Source organism: Xanthomonas hortorum pv. pelargonii (assembly GCF_024499015.1).
GTDB classification, from domain to species: Bacteria; Pseudomonadota; Gammaproteobacteria; order Xanthomonadales; family Xanthomonadaceae; genus Xanthomonas; species Xanthomonas hortorum_B.
Genome location: NZ_CP098604.1, coordinates 3,979,685 through 3,996,034, shown reverse-complemented (window position 1 = coordinate 3,996,034; position 16,350 = coordinate 3,979,685). Strand labels below are relative to the sequence as shown.

Here is a 16,350-nt window from a genome sequence, read left to right as displayed (position 1 = left end):
CACCGAACGTCCATCGCATGACGCCTGACGAATGCAACGTGCAAAGAACATTTGAACCACGCATACGTCGTATTTCACGCGATCAAGCACGCCGCTCGCTAGGCTGGTTCGAATGCAGCGCTTTGCTGCCAAAGAACTCAGGAGATCCCCATGGGCGACAACTCGTTTCTGTCACCGGCTTTCATCATCTTGGTCGTTGCGATCATCGGCGTGGTGTTCTGGCTGGTGACGCGTGCCAAGAAAAAGCGCAACAAGAAGTAAGCGACTCGGGTAGCAGTTCAACGGCAGCGCGTCGTCGTATTGCATGCAGGTTGCCGCCAGCGTTGAACGCCAGCGGCACACTCAAAAACGCTCGCCCGCCGGTAGATAGCGCCATTCGCCGATCGCCAGTTTGCCCAGCGAGATGCGGCCCACGCGCAAGCGCCGGATGCTCACCACGTCCAGCCCGACTTCCTTGCACATGAAGCGCAGTTGCCCGGGCTGCACATGTTTGATCGCAAAGCGCAGCCGCTCTTCGTTCTGCCAACTCACCTTGCACGGCGACAGGCTGCGCTGTTGATAGACCAGGCCATGCGCAAGCCGTGCCATGCCGTAGGGGCGCAGCTCGCCGCTGACTTCCACCAGGAATTCCTGCTCGATGGAGTTGGCATCGGCGCTGAGCCTCCGTAGCACGCGGCCATCCTGGCTCAGGACCAGCAAACCGCTGGCCTCGTCTTCCAGCGGCAACGGCGCGCTCAGACGCAGGAAATGCCGCTTCAGCACGCGCACGTTGGCATGGTCCAGGCTGCTGCGCGCGGCCGGTACGGCCAGTGTCAGCGCGGCCTCGGCGGTCATTCCGGCAGGCTTGTGCAGCAGCAACGTGGCTGGCTCGGCAGGCTCAAGCAGCGCATCGGCTGCCAGCGTCACCTGCGGCGCGGTGGCCAATGTCTGCGGCTCCTCGACCACCACACCGTCCACGCTGACCCAGCCGCCTTCGATGTACTGCTGAGCCTCGCCACGCGAGCAGCCGAACAGCGCGGCAACGCATTTGTCGAGACGGATCGGTTCGGACATCGGACGAGCTCAGCATCAGGGGACGGCAGTGTACGTGCTGGATCCGTGGATGCGCGAGGTTGGCCCCGGATGGCGCCAGCGCTGAGGCTCTACAGGCGCCTGGCGGCACCTTGGCATCCATGTACGCCGAAGAGTCAACGCCGCCGTTGAGGTGCTTATGCAAGCTTCGCCCTGCATCCAGCTGCCATCGCGCTTCTGCGGCGCCCGACAAAATGGGAAACTGAGCGCTCACACAGGAGATTGCAGATGTTCATCAAATTCGGCACAACCCGGATCCGCCTTGCCCATATCTCCGTCGTCAACGACCCGTTCAACGCCGGCGAGAGCTTCGGTTCGTATTGCCACTCGGTGCGGGTCGGCCTTATCTCCGGCGACGAGGTGTTCGCACGCTTCAACAGCGAGACCGATGCCGAACAGCTTTACGCCGAAGTCCTTGCCGCGCTGGAGAGTTGAGCGCAAGACAACTCCCATCGCGCCATGCTTGCTGCGCGCGACGGCGCGATGGATCAGTGGCTCGCTAAAAAGTAGCCGGCACAGGCCGGCTCGCGATGTGCACGGGCAGGCTGCTCTGCTGCCCAGCATCAACCGAATCGCTCGCGGCATTGAGGCATTCGCAGCAATCTTGCGGTTCTCATCCGCCCATACCGCACACGCCAGCGAACTCGACCATTCGTCAGTTCCAATCGTTGGCTGTGCGCGCTGCGTTATCCACTTCAGCGCGTCGGTAAAACGTCGGAAAATCGTCCTGCCATTGGCACGCTTCGATCCAGCAATGACGCATTAAACAAGGCGTTTTTGGCGGGATGTCAGGTAGCGGCGGACAGCTGTCGGGAAATTTCTTCCACGTCATGAATCCGTCATAAGTATTTCCGAATACAAGCCTTTAGCTCCTCGATCTCCTGCCGCTAGCTGGGCAAGACGCTTGAGTGGATGCACCCCGCATTCACTGAGTCCTTCAGCTGCACAACCTGGATGCGGTGATGAACCAATATCTGCAACACCTCAATGTCGGCCGCCGCTTGGGCGTGGCCTTCGGCATCTTGATCTTATTGTCCGGCCTGCTTGTGGCAACCGGCCTGGTCACCATGTCCACCGCCCGTCTCGAGTTGGACACCATCGTCAACAACAATATGGAGCGGATCAGACTCTCCACCGACATGCTGGACGCCAACACCAACGTGGCGATCGGCCTGCGCGACATCGTCATGGTGTCTGGCGATGCTGCCAACCGCAGCGCAATGGAGATGATCGAAAGCAACCGCGCCCGTTATAAAACGGCGCACGATGCGCTGGCAGTCATGCCGAGCAGCGACGGCGAAAAGAACGCGCTCAAGCTGGTGCAGGAAAAGCGCGACATCTCGGTCAAGTACAACAACCAGATTCTCGAATACGGCATTCATGATCAGAACCAGGAGGCGCAGGGGCTGTTGCAAGGCGCCGCCGCGGTGGCGATGAATGAACAGCAAGCCGCCATTCGCGCCAACGCAGCACTGGAAAGCCGCCTCAGCAAACAGGCCTATGCCGCAGCGGTGGCATCGATGCATTGCGGCAAGGTCACGCTCGCCAGTGGCGGCATTGCCGCGTTGGCCATCAGCGCCCTGCTTGCGTGGATGATCACGCGCAGCCTGACCATACCGCTCAGCCAGGCCACCCGCACTGCCGAGGCCATTGCCGCCGGCAATCTGCAGAACGACGTCCACACCACCGCCACCGATGAAACCGGCCGCCTGTTGCAGGCAATGGACAAGATGCAGTTGCAGCTGCGCAACCTGATCGCCGCGCAGACCGACATGGCCAAGCATCACGACAATGGCCAGATCAGTTTCCGCATTGATGCGGCGGCATTCCCCGGCGATTACGGGCGCATGGCCAACGACACCAATTTACTGGTCGCCTCGCATGTGGCGGTGCAAAACGATCTGGCCCGCATCATGGGGCGTTACGCCATCGGCGAACTCTCCGAAGACATGCAGCCACTGCCGGGCGAAAAAGCCGCTTTCAGCGACACCATGTCGCAGGTCAAGCTCAATCTGTCGGCGATGAATCATGAGATCAAACACCTTGCCCAGTCGGCCGCCAATGGCGACTTCACAGCGCGTGGCGATGTCGAGCGCTTCCAGTTCGATTTCCGCATCATGGTGGAAAGCCTCAATCATCTGATGTCCACCGCCGATGGCAATCTGCAGTCGCTATCGTCGTTGCTGCAGTCGATCGCCGCCGGCGATCTCACCGCACGCATGAGTGGCGAGTTCCGCGGCGTGTTTGCACAGATGCGCGACGATGCCAACGCCACCGCCAGCCAGTTGGCGCAGATCGTCGGCAACATCCAGCAATCGGCGGTCTCGATCAACTCGGCTGCCAGCGAAATCGCTGCCGGCAATCAGGACCTGTCGCAGCGCACCGAGCAACAAGCGGCCAACCTGGAAGAAACTGCTGCCTCGATGGAAGAGCTGACGTCCACCGTCAAACAGAATGCAGAGAGCGCACGCGAGGCCAATCAGCTCGCGATCGGCGCCGCACGCGTGGCCTCGCAAGGCGGCGAGGTGGTGGGCAAGGTCGTCCAGACCATGACCGGTATCGAAGCCTCGTCCAAAAAGATTGCCGACATCATCAGCGTCATCGATGGCATCGCATTCCAGACCAACATCCTTGCCTTGAACGCCGCAGTGGAAGCCGCGCGTGCCGGGGAACAGGGACGCGGCTTTGCAGTAGTGGCGTCGGAGGTGCGCACGCTCGCACAGCGTTCGTCTGGCGCGGCCAAGGAAATCAAGAGCCTTATCGACGATTCGGTGCAGCGTGTGGCCGAAGGCTCGGCGTTGGTGCACAGCGCTGGCAAGACCATGGGCGATGTGGTGGCCAGCGTGCAACGTGTGACCGACATCATGAGCGAGATCTCTGCGGCCTCGCAGGAGCAGTCGGCCGGCATCGAGCAGGTCAACCAGACCATCACGCATATGGACGAGGCCACCCAGCAAAACGCCGCGCTGGTGGAAGAAGCCACGGCCGCCGCACGCTCGATGGAAGAACAGGCTGTGCAGCTCACCGACGCGGTGGCGATCTTCAAGATCGATGCACGGCAGGCAAGCCAGGCACAGACGCGCGCGGCAGCACCGGTCGCGCATCTGTTGAACAAGGTCCGTAGCGCTTGAGGAGTTGGGCGGTGAAATCAGCGCCGCCTTCAACAGAGCCGTCGGCGTGGTTCCACTGACGGCACTGGTTGGGGCTTGCATAGATCCGCCCTCGAAATGTCGTCTACGAAAAGCGTCGGGCAAGGCGCTTTTCGTTGTTCTCGATCGTTTAAACCGCATCCACGCAGATCACTGCCATGACTGCAGGCCTGATCGGTTGTCAGGCGCGGTCGCGGGTATATATCCCGGGGATGTAACGCTCCATCAGCGACTGTGGATACAACGGTGGCGTAAAGCCGTAGCGCGCGTACAACCCGTGCGCATCGCTGGTGGCCAGGCTGAAACGGCGCAATCCCTGCAGCTCGGGGTGCGCCATGACCGCATCCATCAGCAGCTTGCCATAGCCCTTGCCCTGATGCTCGGGCAGCACGAAGACATCGCCCAAATATGCAACTGTTGCGTAATCGGAAACCACCCGCGCGAACGCCACCTGCGCGCCCTCCACAAACCCGCCAAAGCACAGCGAATTGGCGATGGAGCGCTGCAGCAGCGACAACGGAATGTCCCTGGCCCACGTGGTCTGCTGCGACAGATAGCGGTGGATCATCGGCACATCGAGCTCGGACGTGTCGGTGGTAATGCGCAACGGCGGCATGACAGTGACTCCAGTCATAGGGGGGCGTCAGAGTAGCGCAGCATGCGATGGCAGCAGCAACAAGGCGCACAGCACCAGCATGAACACCGCGATCAATGCGTCCAGTACGCTCCATGCGCGCGGATCACGAAAGGCCGGCTGCAGCAAACGCGCGCCATATCCCAAGCTGGAGAACCAGGTAACACTGGCAAGGCACGCACCCGACGCAAACGCCCAGCGCAGCTGGCCCGGATCCAGTTACGCGTTATCCACTCGCACTGGCTGATCTCGGCAATCCTGCTGAAAGAGCAGACCTAGCCTGCGCTTGTCTGCTGCAGCAGCGCCAATGCGGCCTGCAGATCACGTAAGTGGAAGGGCTTTTGCAAACCGTGCCGATGCTGGAATTTTTCGGGGATTCCACCCACAGAATAGCCAGTCACAAAAATATACGGCACTCCGCGGGCATCCAGTTCCTCGGCGATCGGAAAGGAATAGCTGCCGCCTAGATTGACGTCCAGCAACGCCAGATCAAGATTCCCCTTCTTCACTTCCTCAAGCCCGGCATCCACGTCACCCACCGTCGCCGCGATCTCGTATCCCAGTTCGATCAAGCAGTCTTCCAGCAGCATGGCAACCACGGATTCGTCTTCGACCAACAAGACGCGCCCGGTCACGTGTGCGCCTCGACCAGCTCGGCCGGCAGCGGCATGCAGACACGGAACGAAACCCCCGCAGGGTCAAAAACGAGTTCGACATCGCCCTTGAGGTCGTGCTTCAAACCACGTTCCAGCAATCGGGAGCCGAAGCCTTTGCGCGTTGGTGGGCGGACAGCCGGCCCGCCGCGTTCCTGCCAGATCAGTTCGAGCTGCGCGTCTGCATCCTGCATTCTGCGTTCCCACGCGATCAGCACGCTGCCTTCCGGAACAGACAGGGCGCCGTGCTTGAGCGCGTTGGTACACAGCTCGTGCAGCGCCATCGATAGTGCCAACGCCCGCCGAGGATCGAGCCGGCACGATTGGCCCTGCAACGCGAAGCGCCCGCCATCGTGCGATTCATACAGTGCGGCAGCATCGCGGGTCAGCTCGAGGATATCGGCACTGACCCAGTTCTCGCGGGTGAGCGTGTCATGGGCTCTGGAGAGCGCAAGCAGACGCGCATCGATCTTCTCTTGCGCATCCGCAAGGCTGGTCGCGTTATTGAACGACTGGCGAGCCAGCGACTGCACCATGATCAGCGAATTGTTGACGCGATGATTGAGCTCGTTGATGAGCAACTGCAGGTGCTGCTCATGCTGTTTGTGTTCGGTGATGTCACGCGTGGCGCCGGCGATCGCCTCCACCTCGCCATCAGGCCCAAAGACCGGTGTAAAGATGTACTCGTACACACGCAGGCCCTTGGTGGTATGCGGAAACGGCACCTCGCCTCGCAGCGGCTGGCCGGTGGCCTTCACCCGCTCGATTTCTTCATCGTGCATGGCCGCATGCCAGGGCTCGTAGCCAATTTCCAGGCAGGTCTTGAGGTGCGCCTCTTCCCAGCGCATCCCCCACATCGTCAACAATGCCTCGTTGGCGTAGATAAAACGATGCTGGATATCGAACACGTACAAGAGATCCGGAATCGCCTGTAACAGCGTCTCGTAGATACGCGATTTCGCGGCGTCTTCCTGCTGGTCGGCCATCACGTCATTGACTCCGGATTCGATCCGCACAATAAACCGGTAACCGTGAACAAAAAATCATGCGGCCGCCACTGCAACGTTCACTGGCTGGGCGGTGTAACGATGCGGCGTGCAGAGAGCCATGCACTATCTCTAGCAGCGGCATAGCGTCAATAAACAAGCGCTCAAGACATTCAAACCCTAGGCCTCGACCGGATGCCAGAACTCCTTGGCAGGACCATGCGGCAATAGCGCGCTGTCGCCGTGCAACGCCGACCCTGCTAGCCTCTCCGCTTCCGTTGTTACCGCCTGATTCCGTCATGAAAAAAGCCGTAGTTCTCCTGTCCGGTGGCATGGATTCCGCCGCCGTCGTCGCGCTCGCGCAGGAACAGGGCTTTGCCGTGCACGCCCTAAGCGTGCGCTACGGCCAGCGCCACACCTCCGAACTGGACGCGGCCGCACGCGTGGCCACCGCACAGGGCGTCATCGCCCACAAGGTGGTCGACGTGGACCTACGCAGCATCGGCGGCTCGGCGCTCACCGCCGACATCGACGTGCCCGATGCCGGCGGCGACGGCATTCCGGTTACCTACGTGCCTGCGCGCAACACCATCATGCTGTCGCTCGCGCTGGGCTGGGCCGAGGTGATCGGCGCCAACGACCTGTTCTGCGGCGTCAACGCGGTGGACTATTCGGGCTATCCCGACTGCCGGCCCGAGTTCGTCCGCGCCTTCGAAGTGCTGGCCAACCTGGCCACCAAGGCAGGCGTGGAAGGCGCCGGCCTGCGTGTGCACGCACCGCTGCAGTTCCTCAGCAAGGCCGATATCGTCCGCGAAGGCGTACGCCTGGGCGTGGACTTCGGCCTCACCGTGTCGTGCTACCGCGCCGACACCGACGGACGCGCCTGCGGCCACTGCGACGCCTGCCGCCTGCGCGCCGCCGGCTTCACCGACGCCGGCATTCCGGACCCCACCCACTACGCCATTTCGTCTTGACGCCGGTGTAGGGTAGAATGCGCACCCCGGCGCAGTGCCGGGACAGTGGGCCGTTAGCTCAGTCGGTAGAGCAGAAGACTTTTAATCTTTTGGTCGATGGTTCGAATCCATCACGGCCCACCAATCAAATCAGTCACTTGAAGAGCGCCTAAGGCGCTTTTTTTGTGCCTCCGGAAAACCAAACAGGTTCCGCGTTTAGCGCCGGCCGCATGCATCGCGCATCCGCGCGAGGATCAACAGGCGAACTCAAGGTTTGTCGCCATTCAAGCCGCAGACAAGGTCCTTCAGGCCGTCAAAACCTGAAACACCGACACGTTTGGCCATACGAATATCTCAGCCGACGCCCCTGTGCCCATGCAGTGCAGGCCTCGGCAGCGATCAGCTCGGGCCACATCAAACGCGAATTCACAAGCCGCGCCACGTTTCCTATCGTTGTGGGCTCAACGACACGCGAGCGCAACGCCATGACCAACATCGACAAAGCCGGAACGTTTCTCCTTGGTGACCGTCAGGTCACCCGCGTTAGCTACGGAGCAATGCAGCTTGCCGGGCCTGGTGTGTTCGGCCCGCCCAAGGATCGCGATGCGGCGTTGGCGGTGCTGCGCGAAGCCATTGCGCTGGGCGTCAACCATATCGATACCAGCGATTTCTACGGGCCGCACATCACCAATCAGCTGATCCGCGAGGCGCTGCATCCCTATCCGCAGGACCTAACCATCGTCACCAAGATCGGTGGAGCGCGTGGCAAGGATGGAGCGTGGCTGCCGGCTTATTCGGCGCCGGAGTTGATCAAGGCCGTGCACGACAACTTGAGCAACCTGGACCTGGAAGCGCTCGATGTGGTCAACCTGCGCATCATGTTCAAGGCCGATGGTCCGGCAGAAGGCTCCATTGCCGAGCAGTTGGAAACCTTGGTCAAACTGCAGCGCGATGGCCTAGTGCGGCACATCGGCATCAGCAACGTCACTGCAACGCAGGTGGCCGAGGCACGCGCCATCACCGACATCGTCTGTGTGCAGAACATGTACAACATCGCGCATCGACACGACGATGAAATTATCGACGCGCTCGCACGCGACGGCATCGCCTACGTGCCGTTCTTCCCACTTGGTGGTTTCTCGCCGTTGCAATCGTCCACGCTTGCCGCTATTGCCGAGCGCCTGGCCGCAACCCCGATGCAGGTGGCACTGGCATGGCTGCTGCAGCGCTCACCCAACATCCTGCTGATCCCGGGGACGTCGTCGGTGGCGCATCTGCGCGCGAATCTAGTTGCAGCCGAGCTGAAACTTCCGGCCGATGCCGTCGAGGAGTTGAACAAGATCGCAGCGTAGAAACGCGGGCGATTGCGTCTTGGCAAGCAGCGCCTGGCAATCGGGCGTCAGCGCCCTGGCTCGTCGTTCCACAGCAACTTGTGCAACTGCATCTGGAACCGCACTGGCAGACGATCGGCAACGATCCAGTCTGCCAGCTGCCGAGGCGTCACTTCGCTTTTGCTGGGCGAAAACCACACCGTGCAGCGACGGTCCAACGCATGCGCGGCGACAATCTCGCGCGACCATTCGTAATCGGCGCGGCTGCAGATCACGAACTTGATCTGGTCGCGCGCGGTCAGCAGCGGCAGGTTGTCCCAGCGATTGCGCTGTTCTTCACCGGATGCCGGTGTCTTGATGTCGACCACGCGCGAGACGCGAGGATCGACTGCAGATACATCCAGTGCACCAGAGGTCTCCAGCGAGACATCAAAGCCGGCGTCGCACAGTTTCTGCAGCAGCACCAGGCAGCGCTTCTGCGCCAGCGGCTCGCCACCGGTGACACAGACATGGCGCACGCCGTGACTGGAAACCTCGGCGACGATCGCATCGATATCGTGCCACTCACCGCCATGGAAGGCGTATGCGGTGTCGCAGTAATGGCAGCGCAGCGGGCAGCCGGTCAGGCGCACGAATACGGTCGGCCAACCGGCAGCCTCGGCCTCGCCTTGCAACGACAAAAAGATTTCGGTGATCTTCAATCGCGGCAATGGCGATTGGACGATCTCGCTGGGGACGGCGGCGGCGTTCATAGGCAAAGTATGCGCCGCGCCCAAAGGCGCCGACGCGCGGGCTCAGCGCAGTTGCTGGCCGAGACGGATGGACTGCAGGCGTTCCTGGGCGACGCGCGCCGCATCGGAGCCGGGATACTGCGAGACAACTTGCTGCAAGGTCTGCTGGGCTTCGTCGTTCTTGCCTTCGCCATATTGCGACAGGCCAAGCTTCAACAAGCCGCCAGCGGCCTTGTCATGCGTGGGATAGCGGCCGACGAGATCGCGAAACTGCGCCTCGGCCAGCTGAAAATTTCGGGTGGCGTAATAACTTTCGCCCAGCCAATACAACGCATTGGGGGTGTAGACGCCGTTCGGATAGAGCTCCAGAAAGCTCAAGAACAGTTGCGACGCATCGTCGTACTTGCCGTTCTTCAACGCATCGAACGCCACGTTGTAAGCCGTGCGTTCTTCGTCACTGGCGGTCAGCGTGCCGGAATCGCCATGCACACTGGGCGGCTTCTCGGAAGTTGCCGCCGCTGCAGGCCGCGCGGCCGGAGCCGGCCGGGGCTGGGGTGACGCTGCCAGTGGGCGATGGCAATGGCGGTGTTGCGCCACCTGCACCTTCCAACCGATTCAGACGCCCGTCCAGATCCAGATACTGGTCCTTGGACTGTTGTTTGAGTTGTTCGTTGTCGTGCTGCAGCTGTTCCACCGTCGCTCGCAATCCCTGCAGGTCAGAACGCGCCTGCTGTAGCTGATTGAGAAGATCGTTGTTGGCCTGACTGTTGGCCTGCTGCTGCTCGAGAACGGCAACACGATCAGCGAGACTGGCTCGCTGCGCGTAAGCCGGCGCGGCGACCACAAGGGCCGCCGCGACGAACAGAGATGTCACTCGAAAGCGCATCGCTTCTTACTGAGCCGTGTACACGATTTCGACGCGGCGGTTCTGCGACCAGCAGCTTTCGCTGGTTTCGGTGCAGACCGGACGCTCTTCACCGTAGCTGACGACGGTCAGCTGGCTGGCGGAACCGCCAGCAGCCTGCAGCGACGACGACACGGCATTGCCGCGACGCTCGCCCAGGCCCATGTTGTACTCACGCGAGCCGCGCTCGTCGGCATTACCCTGCAGGGTGATGCGCGAGGAAGGACGGTCACGCAGGTACTTGGCGTGGCAAGCCATGATGGCCTGGAATTCCGGCTTCAGGGAGTCCCGATCCAGATCGAAGTAGACAACGCGCTGGCGCAGGCAGGCATCGGTATCCAGGTCGCCCGGGCCGTACAGGCCTGAGGTTGCCGGGCCGGTGGGAACGGAGGAACCGGTGGTGGTGTCGGTCGGAGCAGGCGGAGTTTCCTTCACCTTTTTCGAACAACCAGCCAGCACGGCAACAGACAGCAGGGAGACAAGCAAGACGCGGGTGGACTTGTTCATGGGATACCTATGGTGGCTCCTGGGCCAATGGGGTTTAACGCAGCGAAATATTAACATTAATGCGCGGTTCGGTAAGGCCCCCATGCGGGTTCTCTTACATCACCATCGGCCAGGACCAGACGCTGGCGCACCCGAGCGTCGGAAGAGACGGCATACAGCACGCCTCGGCCACCCTCGCGAGCGGCGTACAAAATCATGCTGGCGTTGGGCGCGAAGCTCGGCGATTCGTCCAGAGAACCCGGCGAAATCGTGCTCCAGCTGGGCGAACCCAGGCTGCGATCCATCATGGCGATACGGTAGGTATTGCCGCTGCCCTGCGCCACGGCGACCTTCTTGCCGTCGAACGAGACGCTGGCGGTGGCGTTGTAATTGCCCTGGAAGGTCACACGGTTGGCGCTGCCGCCGCTTGCAGCCACCTGATAGATCTGCGGGCGACCGCCGCGATCGGAGGTGAAGTAGATGCTGCCGCCATCCGGCGCCCAGGTCGGCTCGGTGTCGATGCCGAAGTGGTTGGTCAGCTGGGTCAGCTGCTTGCTGCCCAGATCCATCACGTAGATCTCCGGGTTGCCGCTGCGCGACAGCGCCAGCGCAAGGCGACGGCCATCGGGCGAGAACGAGGGCGCACCATTGATGCCGCGGAAGCTGGAGACCAGTTCACGCGCGCCAGTGGAGATGTCCTGCAGATAGATCGAGGAATTGCCGCGCTCGAAGCTCACATAGGCCAGCTTCTTGCCGTCCGGGCTCCAGTTCGGCGACAGCAACGGCTCGGCCGAACGCACGATGGTCTGCGGGTTGTAGCCATCCGAATCGGCCACCATCAGCGCAAAACGCATCGAACCGCCGCTACCGCTGGCAGTGACATAGGCAATGCGGGTCCAGAACGCACCACGCACGCCGGTGATCTTTTCGTAGATCGCATCGGCCATCTGATGCGAGACATCGCGCATCGCATTGGCGCGTGCGGTCATTGCCAGGCCAAGCAGGCGCTCACCCTTGGCCACGTCGAACAGTTCGTACTCGACGCGGTAAGCGCCTTCGCCGGCATCCATCACGCGGCCAACCACGATGTAGTTCTGCTTGAGCGTGCGCCAGGTCTGGAACTGCACCTCGGTGCCACGGGTCGGCTTTTCGACGATCTGCGCGGCCGGCAAGGTCCGGAACTGGCCGGAGCGGTCCAGATCGGCGCCAACCACGGCCGCCACATCGGTCTGCGGCGCGGTGCCGGCGCCTTGGTAAGCCATCGGGATGACAGCGATCGGCGTAGCCGAAGCGCTACCGCCGACGATATCGATAGTGAGCCCCTGCTGCTGCGCGAGGGCACTCAGCGGAAGCAACAAGGCGGTCAGGGCAGCTAACCAACGCAGCGGTTTTTTCATGGACGGCTCGGATCGGGCAGGAAAAGTGTGCAAGAGATACCAATCAACGAGTGAACATACTCGCAATCGTGAACGAGACAGCGTGAAAGTGGAGCGAGTAGCCGCAGACAGCACGACACCTCTGTATTGCCAACCGACCGGTCGTCCAGACCGGCCGTTACTGATCCTGCGCAGTGAACACAAAGGTCAGATTGCGCTGGAACACCGATTCGTAGCCGCGATACGGCAGCGGCTGCGCGCTCAACACCGCGGCCTCGATCGAGCGCTGACCCGCCTCGTCGTACGGGCAGCCCGGCGCGACCTTGGCTTCCATCACCTGCCCGCCCGGCAACTGGCGGATGTTGATGGTGCATTTCTGACCCGGCGGCACCGACGGCGGGCGCACCCACTGCCCCAACACCTTCTGCTGGATGGCAGCGGCGTACTTGGCCGACAGGTCGGTGTTGGTGCCGCCCTGCCCTGCAGTCGGTTGGGCAGTGGCAGCGGCGGCCGAAGACGCCTGTTGCGCACGTGCGGCGGCCACCTGGCGCAGCTTCTGCTCGGCCAGTGCGGCTTCCTTGGTAGCCTGTTCGCGCTGCCGGCGGATATCGGCGATCTTCTTTTGGCGTTCGGCGTCTTCGGCCTGCTGTGCGGCAGCCTGCTTCTTCTTGGCGTCGGCCTCTTCCTGCTGCTTGGCCAGGCGCAGCTTCTGCTCGGCCTCTTCCTGGCGTTTGCGCTCGGTGAGGTCGATCTGCTCCTGACGGCGCTTGGCTTCCTGCTCCTGCTTGGCCTTTTCTGCCGATAGCGCAAGCGCATCGACACGCTCCTGATCGACCTTGTCCGGCTGGGCCACGCGCTCCTGGGCCTGCGCCTGTTGCGGGGTGGGCGCATCCTGCGGGCGCGGCTCGGGGATCGGCTGCGGTGGCGGCACGCTTTCTTCCGGCGCGGGCTCGGGCACCGGTGCGGGCGGTGGCGGTGGCGTCTCCACCGGGGTCGCCTTCAACGCCTGCCGCGCAACGCGCGCTTCGGCTGCGGACACGTCCAGCGAGGCTTCCATGCTGGGATCGCCAGCGGCCGGCTCGACCGAACGCTCGGGTGACCACAGCCAGCCGGCAATGAACACCAGCGCGACCAGGACGTGCACGACCAAGGCCAGCACGACTGGTCGCAACCAGCCATCCTCGCGCGCGGTCTGCGTGGGGAGTGCGTCAGCGTGCATCGCTGCCTGCAGCACCGCCGGAGTCGGAAATCAGGCCGACCTTTTCGACCTTGGCCTGCTTGAGCACGTCGATGGCATCCATGATCTTTTGATAGGGGGCGGCGCGATCGCCGGCCACCACCACGCGTGCCTCCTTGTCCTGCGCCACGATGGCGGCCAGCTGCGCCTGCAGCGCGGCCACGTCCATTGCCTGCGGCTTGCCCTTGGGCAACTGCAGTGCGAGCTGGCCGTCGGCGGCCACCACCACCACGATCGGATCCTGCTTGCTCTCCAAAGCCTTGGCGCGCGAGCTCGGCAGATTGACGTCGGTGCTCAGGGTCAACAGCGGCGCGGTCACCATGAAGATGATCAACAGCACCAGCATCACGTCGATGTACGGCACGACGTTGATGTCGGATTTGAGCTTGCGTTTCTTACGGCGGGAAATACTGGAAATCATCGCGACACGTTCCTAATTAATCCCCCGCACATGCGTGTGCGGACTGCTCCGAGGGACTCGTCCATCCTGTCCCCGCACACGAAGGTGCGGGCGTCTGCGAGGCACTCGCATGCAAGCCGGCTGTTGCGAGGGAGCGGCATCACTCGTCGGCGCCGGCCTGGCGCTGCAGGATCGAGCTGAACTCGTCGGCGAAGGTTTCGTAACGCACCGACAGCCGTTCCACGCGGGTGGTGAAGCGGTTGTAGGCCCACACCGCCGGAATCGCCACGAACAGGCCAATGGCGGTGGCGAACAAGGCTTCGGAGATACCCGGTGCGACCGCAGCGATGCCGGCCTGTTCGCCGCTGCTGACCATGTCGTGCATGGTCACCATGATGCCGAACACGGTACCGACCAGGCCGACATACGGCGCGGTGGAGCCGATATTGGCCAGCAATTCGAGATTGCGCTCGAGCTGGTCGACTTCGCGGGTGAAGGCGGTGCGCATGGCGCGCTGGGCGCCTTCCAGCTGCACCCGCCCATCCAGACGGCGGCGATCGCGCAGGCGCGAAAATTCGCGGAAGCCGCTTTCGAACATCGACTCCAGGCCGCCGACGGTGCGGTTGCGATCGGTGGCCGAGGCGTACAGCTTGGCCAGATCGGCGCCGGACCAGAAGCGGTTTTCGAACTCGTCCGCCTCGCGGTTGGCCTGCTTGAATGCGCGCGCCTTGCGGAAAATGATCACCCAGCTGATGAACGAACCGATCAGCAGCAACAGCACGATGATCTTGACCGGGATGCTCGCCCGCAGGATCAACTCGACATAGTTGATGCCGCTGTTGTGCGCCACGCTGGCGGTCTGTGCCGCAGCGGCGGCAACGTCCTGCGGTAGTGCTTCCACTACCGTGTCCTGCAGGGCCAGGAGCAATGCAATCGACATCCGTTTGTTCCTCAGTCTTCTGATTCTGTGGTTTCTAAAGCTTTCAACACGTCGTATAGCGCATCGTCCATGCCGCGCGGGCGGAAGTCGCTGGCACTGAGTGCGGCAATGCGCACCTCGGCAGTCAGCAGCACTTCGCCCTCGCGACGCACCGACTGCGCGAACAGCAGGCTGGCACGTTTACATCTGAGCAGGACCGCCGACACCGACAGCGCGTCGTCGAGCCGGGCCGGCTTGAGGAAATCCAGTTGCATCGAGCGGACCGCGAACACCAGATCGTGCTGCTGGCGCAGGCGTTCCTGCTCATAACCGAGTGCGCGCATCCATTCCGTGCGCGCCCGTTCCATAAAAGCGACGTAGCGCGCGTGGTAGACCACCCCACCGGCGTCGGTATCTTCCCAATACACGCGTGTCGGCCAACTGAATCGGGGATCAACCGACATCCTCGTCCTCCACGAACAGGTCCGGTGCCGGCGCGGCCTTGGGCTTGAGCCCGAGGTGGCGATAGGCCTTGTTGGTGGCCATGCGCCCACGCGCGGTGCGGATCAGAAAGCCCTGCTGGATCAGATAGGGCTCGATCACGTCTTCCAGGGTGCCGCGTTCTTCCGACAGCGAGGCGGCCAGCGATTCGACGCCGACCGGGCCGCCGTCGAAGTGATCGACGATCACCCGCAGCATGCGCCGGTCGAGCTCGTCAAAACCTTCCGGGTCGACCTTGAGCATCTGCATCGCCGCCTGCGCCACCGGCAGATCGATATGGCCGGCGGCCTTGACCTGGGCGAAGTCGCGCACCCGCCGCAGCAGCCGGTTGGCGATGCGCGGGGTGCCGCGTGCGCGGCGTGCGATCTCGGCGGCGCCATCGGGCGTGCAGTCGATACCCAGGATTGCGGCCGAGCGGATCACGATGCGGGTCAGCTCTTCCGGCGAATAGAACTCCAGCCGCTGCACGATGCCGAAGCGGTCGCGCAACGGCGCGGTCAGCAGGCCGGCACGGGTGGTGGCGCCGATCAGGGTGAACGGCGGCAGGTCGATCTTGATCGAGCGCGCGGCCGGGCCGTCGCCGATCATGATGTCGATCTGGAAATCTTCCATCGCCGGATACAGCACTTCTTCCACCACCGGCGAGAGCCGGTGGATCTCGTCGATGAACAACACATCGTGCGGCTGCAGGTTGGTCAGCAGCGCGGCCAGATCGCCAGCTTTTTCGATCACCGGGCCGGAAGTCGAACGCAGGCTCACCCCGAGCTCGTTGGCGATGACGTGACTGAGCGTGGTCTTGCCCAAGCCCGGCGGGCCGAAGATCAGCACGTGATCCATCGCTTCGCCACGCGCCTTGGCCGCCTGGATGTAGATATCCATCTGCTCGCGCACCGGCTGCTGGCCGAGATAATCGGCAAGTCGCTTGGGGCGGATGCTCGCATCGGCGGCATCGTCTTCCCGGGTGGCACTGCTGGCGATGATGCGGTCCATTGAAAAGCCGGGAATGGGGAATCGAGAAT

At 62.6% G+C, this 16,350-nt stretch carries 16 protein-coding genes, 1 tRNA gene and 2 pseudogenes; 5 read left to right on the top strand and 14 right to left on the bottom strand.

Annotated elements, in window-relative coordinates; genetic code table 11:
• Positions 1-342 precede the first annotated feature (342 nt).
• Positions 343-1,053: an rRNA pseudouridine synthase gene (locus NDY25_RS17235; RefSeq protein WP_168958143.1), complete on the bottom strand. Its 711-nt coding sequence runs from the start codon at positions 1,051-1,053 to the stop codon at positions 343-345.
• 246 nt (positions 1,054-1,299) lie between these two features.
• Between NDY25_RS17235 and NDY25_RS17230 the strand changes: the two genes are divergently transcribed.
• Positions 1,300-1,506 carry a hypothetical protein gene (locus NDY25_RS17230; protein WP_168958142.1) on the top strand — a complete coding sequence of 69 codons (207 nt, stop codon included), beginning with the start codon at positions 1,300-1,302 and terminating at the stop codon, positions 1,504-1,506.
• A gap of 527 nt (positions 1,507-2,033) precedes the next feature.
• Complete coding sequence (locus NDY25_RS17225) at positions 2,034-4,202, top strand: methyl-accepting chemotaxis protein (protein ID WP_168958141.1); 2,169 nt, start codon at positions 2,034-2,036, stop codon at positions 4,200-4,202.
• 199 nt (positions 4,203-4,401) lie between these two features.
• Here the strand turns inward: NDY25_RS17225 and NDY25_RS17220 are convergent, their stop codons facing one another.
• The 4 genes and pseudogenes from NDY25_RS17220 to NDY25_RS17205 all read right to left on the bottom strand — a co-directional run bounded on the left by NDY25_RS17220 (position 4,402) and on the right by NDY25_RS17205 (position 6,493).
• Complete coding sequence (locus NDY25_RS17220) at positions 4,402-4,836, bottom strand: GNAT family N-acetyltransferase (RefSeq protein WP_168958140.1); 435 nt, start codon at positions 4,834-4,836, stop codon at positions 4,402-4,404.
• A gap of 27 nt (positions 4,837-4,863) precedes the next feature.
• Positions 4,864-5,067: pseudogene (locus tag NDY25_RS17215) on the bottom strand (LysE family transporter); the annotation flags it as partial.
• A 62-nt stretch (positions 5,068-5,129) separates the two neighbouring features.
• Complete coding sequence (locus NDY25_RS17210; protein WP_006448627.1) at positions 5,130-5,489, bottom strand: response regulator; 360 nt, start codon at positions 5,487-5,489, stop codon at positions 5,130-5,132.
• Entirely contained in the window at positions 5,486-6,493 is a 1,008-nt protein-coding gene (locus NDY25_RS17205; protein WP_168958139.1) for a sensor histidine kinase, read from the bottom strand. Before NDY25_RS17205 ends, NDY25_RS17210 begins: the two co-directional genes overlap by 4 nt.
• A 299-nt stretch (positions 6,494-6,792) precedes the next feature.
• On the opposite strand from NDY25_RS17205, the gene queC reads away from it, so the two are divergent.
• The 3 genes from queC (at position 6,793) to NDY25_RS17190 (ending at position 8,798) form a co-directional block, all read left to right on the top strand.
• A complete protein-coding gene (gene queC, locus NDY25_RS17200) occupies positions 6,793-7,467 on the top strand; it encodes a 7-cyano-7-deazaguanine synthase QueC (RefSeq protein ID WP_168958138.1) in 675 nt (224 codons plus the stop codon).
• A gap of 47 nt (positions 7,468-7,514) precedes the next feature.
• Positions 7,515-7,590, top strand: a tRNA-Lys gene (locus NDY25_RS17195).
• Between the two features lie 341 nt (positions 7,591-7,931).
• The gene (locus NDY25_RS17190; RefSeq protein ID WP_256627591.1) at positions 7,932-8,798 is read left to right on the top strand and encodes an aldo/keto reductase family oxidoreductase; all 867 of its coding nucleotides are present in this window, start codon (positions 7,932-7,934) and stop codon (positions 8,796-8,798) included.
• Between the two features lie 47 nt (positions 8,799-8,845).
• Here the strand turns inward: NDY25_RS17190 and queE are convergent, their stop codons facing one another.
• From queE to ruvB, 9 genes and pseudogenes are all read right to left on the bottom strand, one after another.
• Positions 8,846-9,529, bottom strand: coding sequence for a 7-carboxy-7-deazaguanine synthase QueE (gene queE / locus NDY25_RS17185; protein WP_055823993.1), 684 nt, complete (start codon positions 9,527-9,529; stop codon positions 8,846-8,848).
• 42 nt (positions 9,530-9,571) lie between these two features.
• A pseudogene (gene ybgF / locus NDY25_RS17180) lies at positions 9,572-10,394 on the bottom strand (tol-pal system protein YbgF).
• 6 nt (positions 10,395-10,400) lie between these two features.
• Positions 10,401-10,919 carry a peptidoglycan-associated lipoprotein Pal gene (pal, locus tag NDY25_RS17175; RefSeq protein ID WP_251754832.1) on the bottom strand — a complete coding sequence of 173 codons (519 nt, stop codon included), beginning with the start codon at positions 10,917-10,919 and terminating at the stop codon, positions 10,401-10,403.
• Positions 10,920-10,975: 56 nt separating this feature from the next.
• Entirely contained in the window at positions 10,976-12,295 is a 1,320-nt protein-coding gene (gene tolB / locus NDY25_RS17170) for a Tol-Pal system beta propeller repeat protein TolB (RefSeq protein ID WP_168958135.1), read from the bottom strand.
• Between the two features lie 157 nt (positions 12,296-12,452).
• Positions 12,453-13,493, bottom strand: coding sequence for a cell envelope integrity protein TolA (gene tolA, locus NDY25_RS17165; protein WP_006452378.1), 1,041 nt, complete (start codon positions 13,491-13,493; stop codon positions 12,453-12,455).
• On the bottom strand, positions 13,483-13,932 hold the full coding sequence (gene tolR / locus NDY25_RS17160) for a protein TolR (RefSeq protein WP_006452377.1): 450 nt from the start codon (positions 13,930-13,932) through the stop codon (positions 13,483-13,485). Before tolR ends, tolA begins: the two co-directional genes overlap by 11 nt.
• 139 nt (positions 13,933-14,071) lie before the next feature.
• On the bottom strand, positions 14,072-14,851 hold the full coding sequence (gene tolQ, locus NDY25_RS17155) for a protein TolQ (protein WP_006452376.1): 780 nt from the start codon (positions 14,849-14,851) through the stop codon (positions 14,072-14,074).
• 11 nt (positions 14,852-14,862) lie between these two features.
• Positions 14,863-15,294, bottom strand: coding sequence for a tol-pal system-associated acyl-CoA thioesterase (gene ybgC / locus NDY25_RS17150; RefSeq protein ID WP_023904817.1), 432 nt, complete (start codon positions 15,292-15,294; stop codon positions 14,863-14,865).
• A complete protein-coding gene (gene ruvB / locus NDY25_RS17145; RefSeq protein ID WP_168958134.1) occupies positions 15,284-16,321 on the bottom strand; it encodes a Holliday junction branch migration DNA helicase RuvB in 1,038 nt (345 codons plus the stop codon). The genes ybgC and ruvB overlap by 11 nt, the downstream gene beginning before the upstream one ends.
• Positions 16,322-16,350 lie beyond the last annotated feature (29 nt).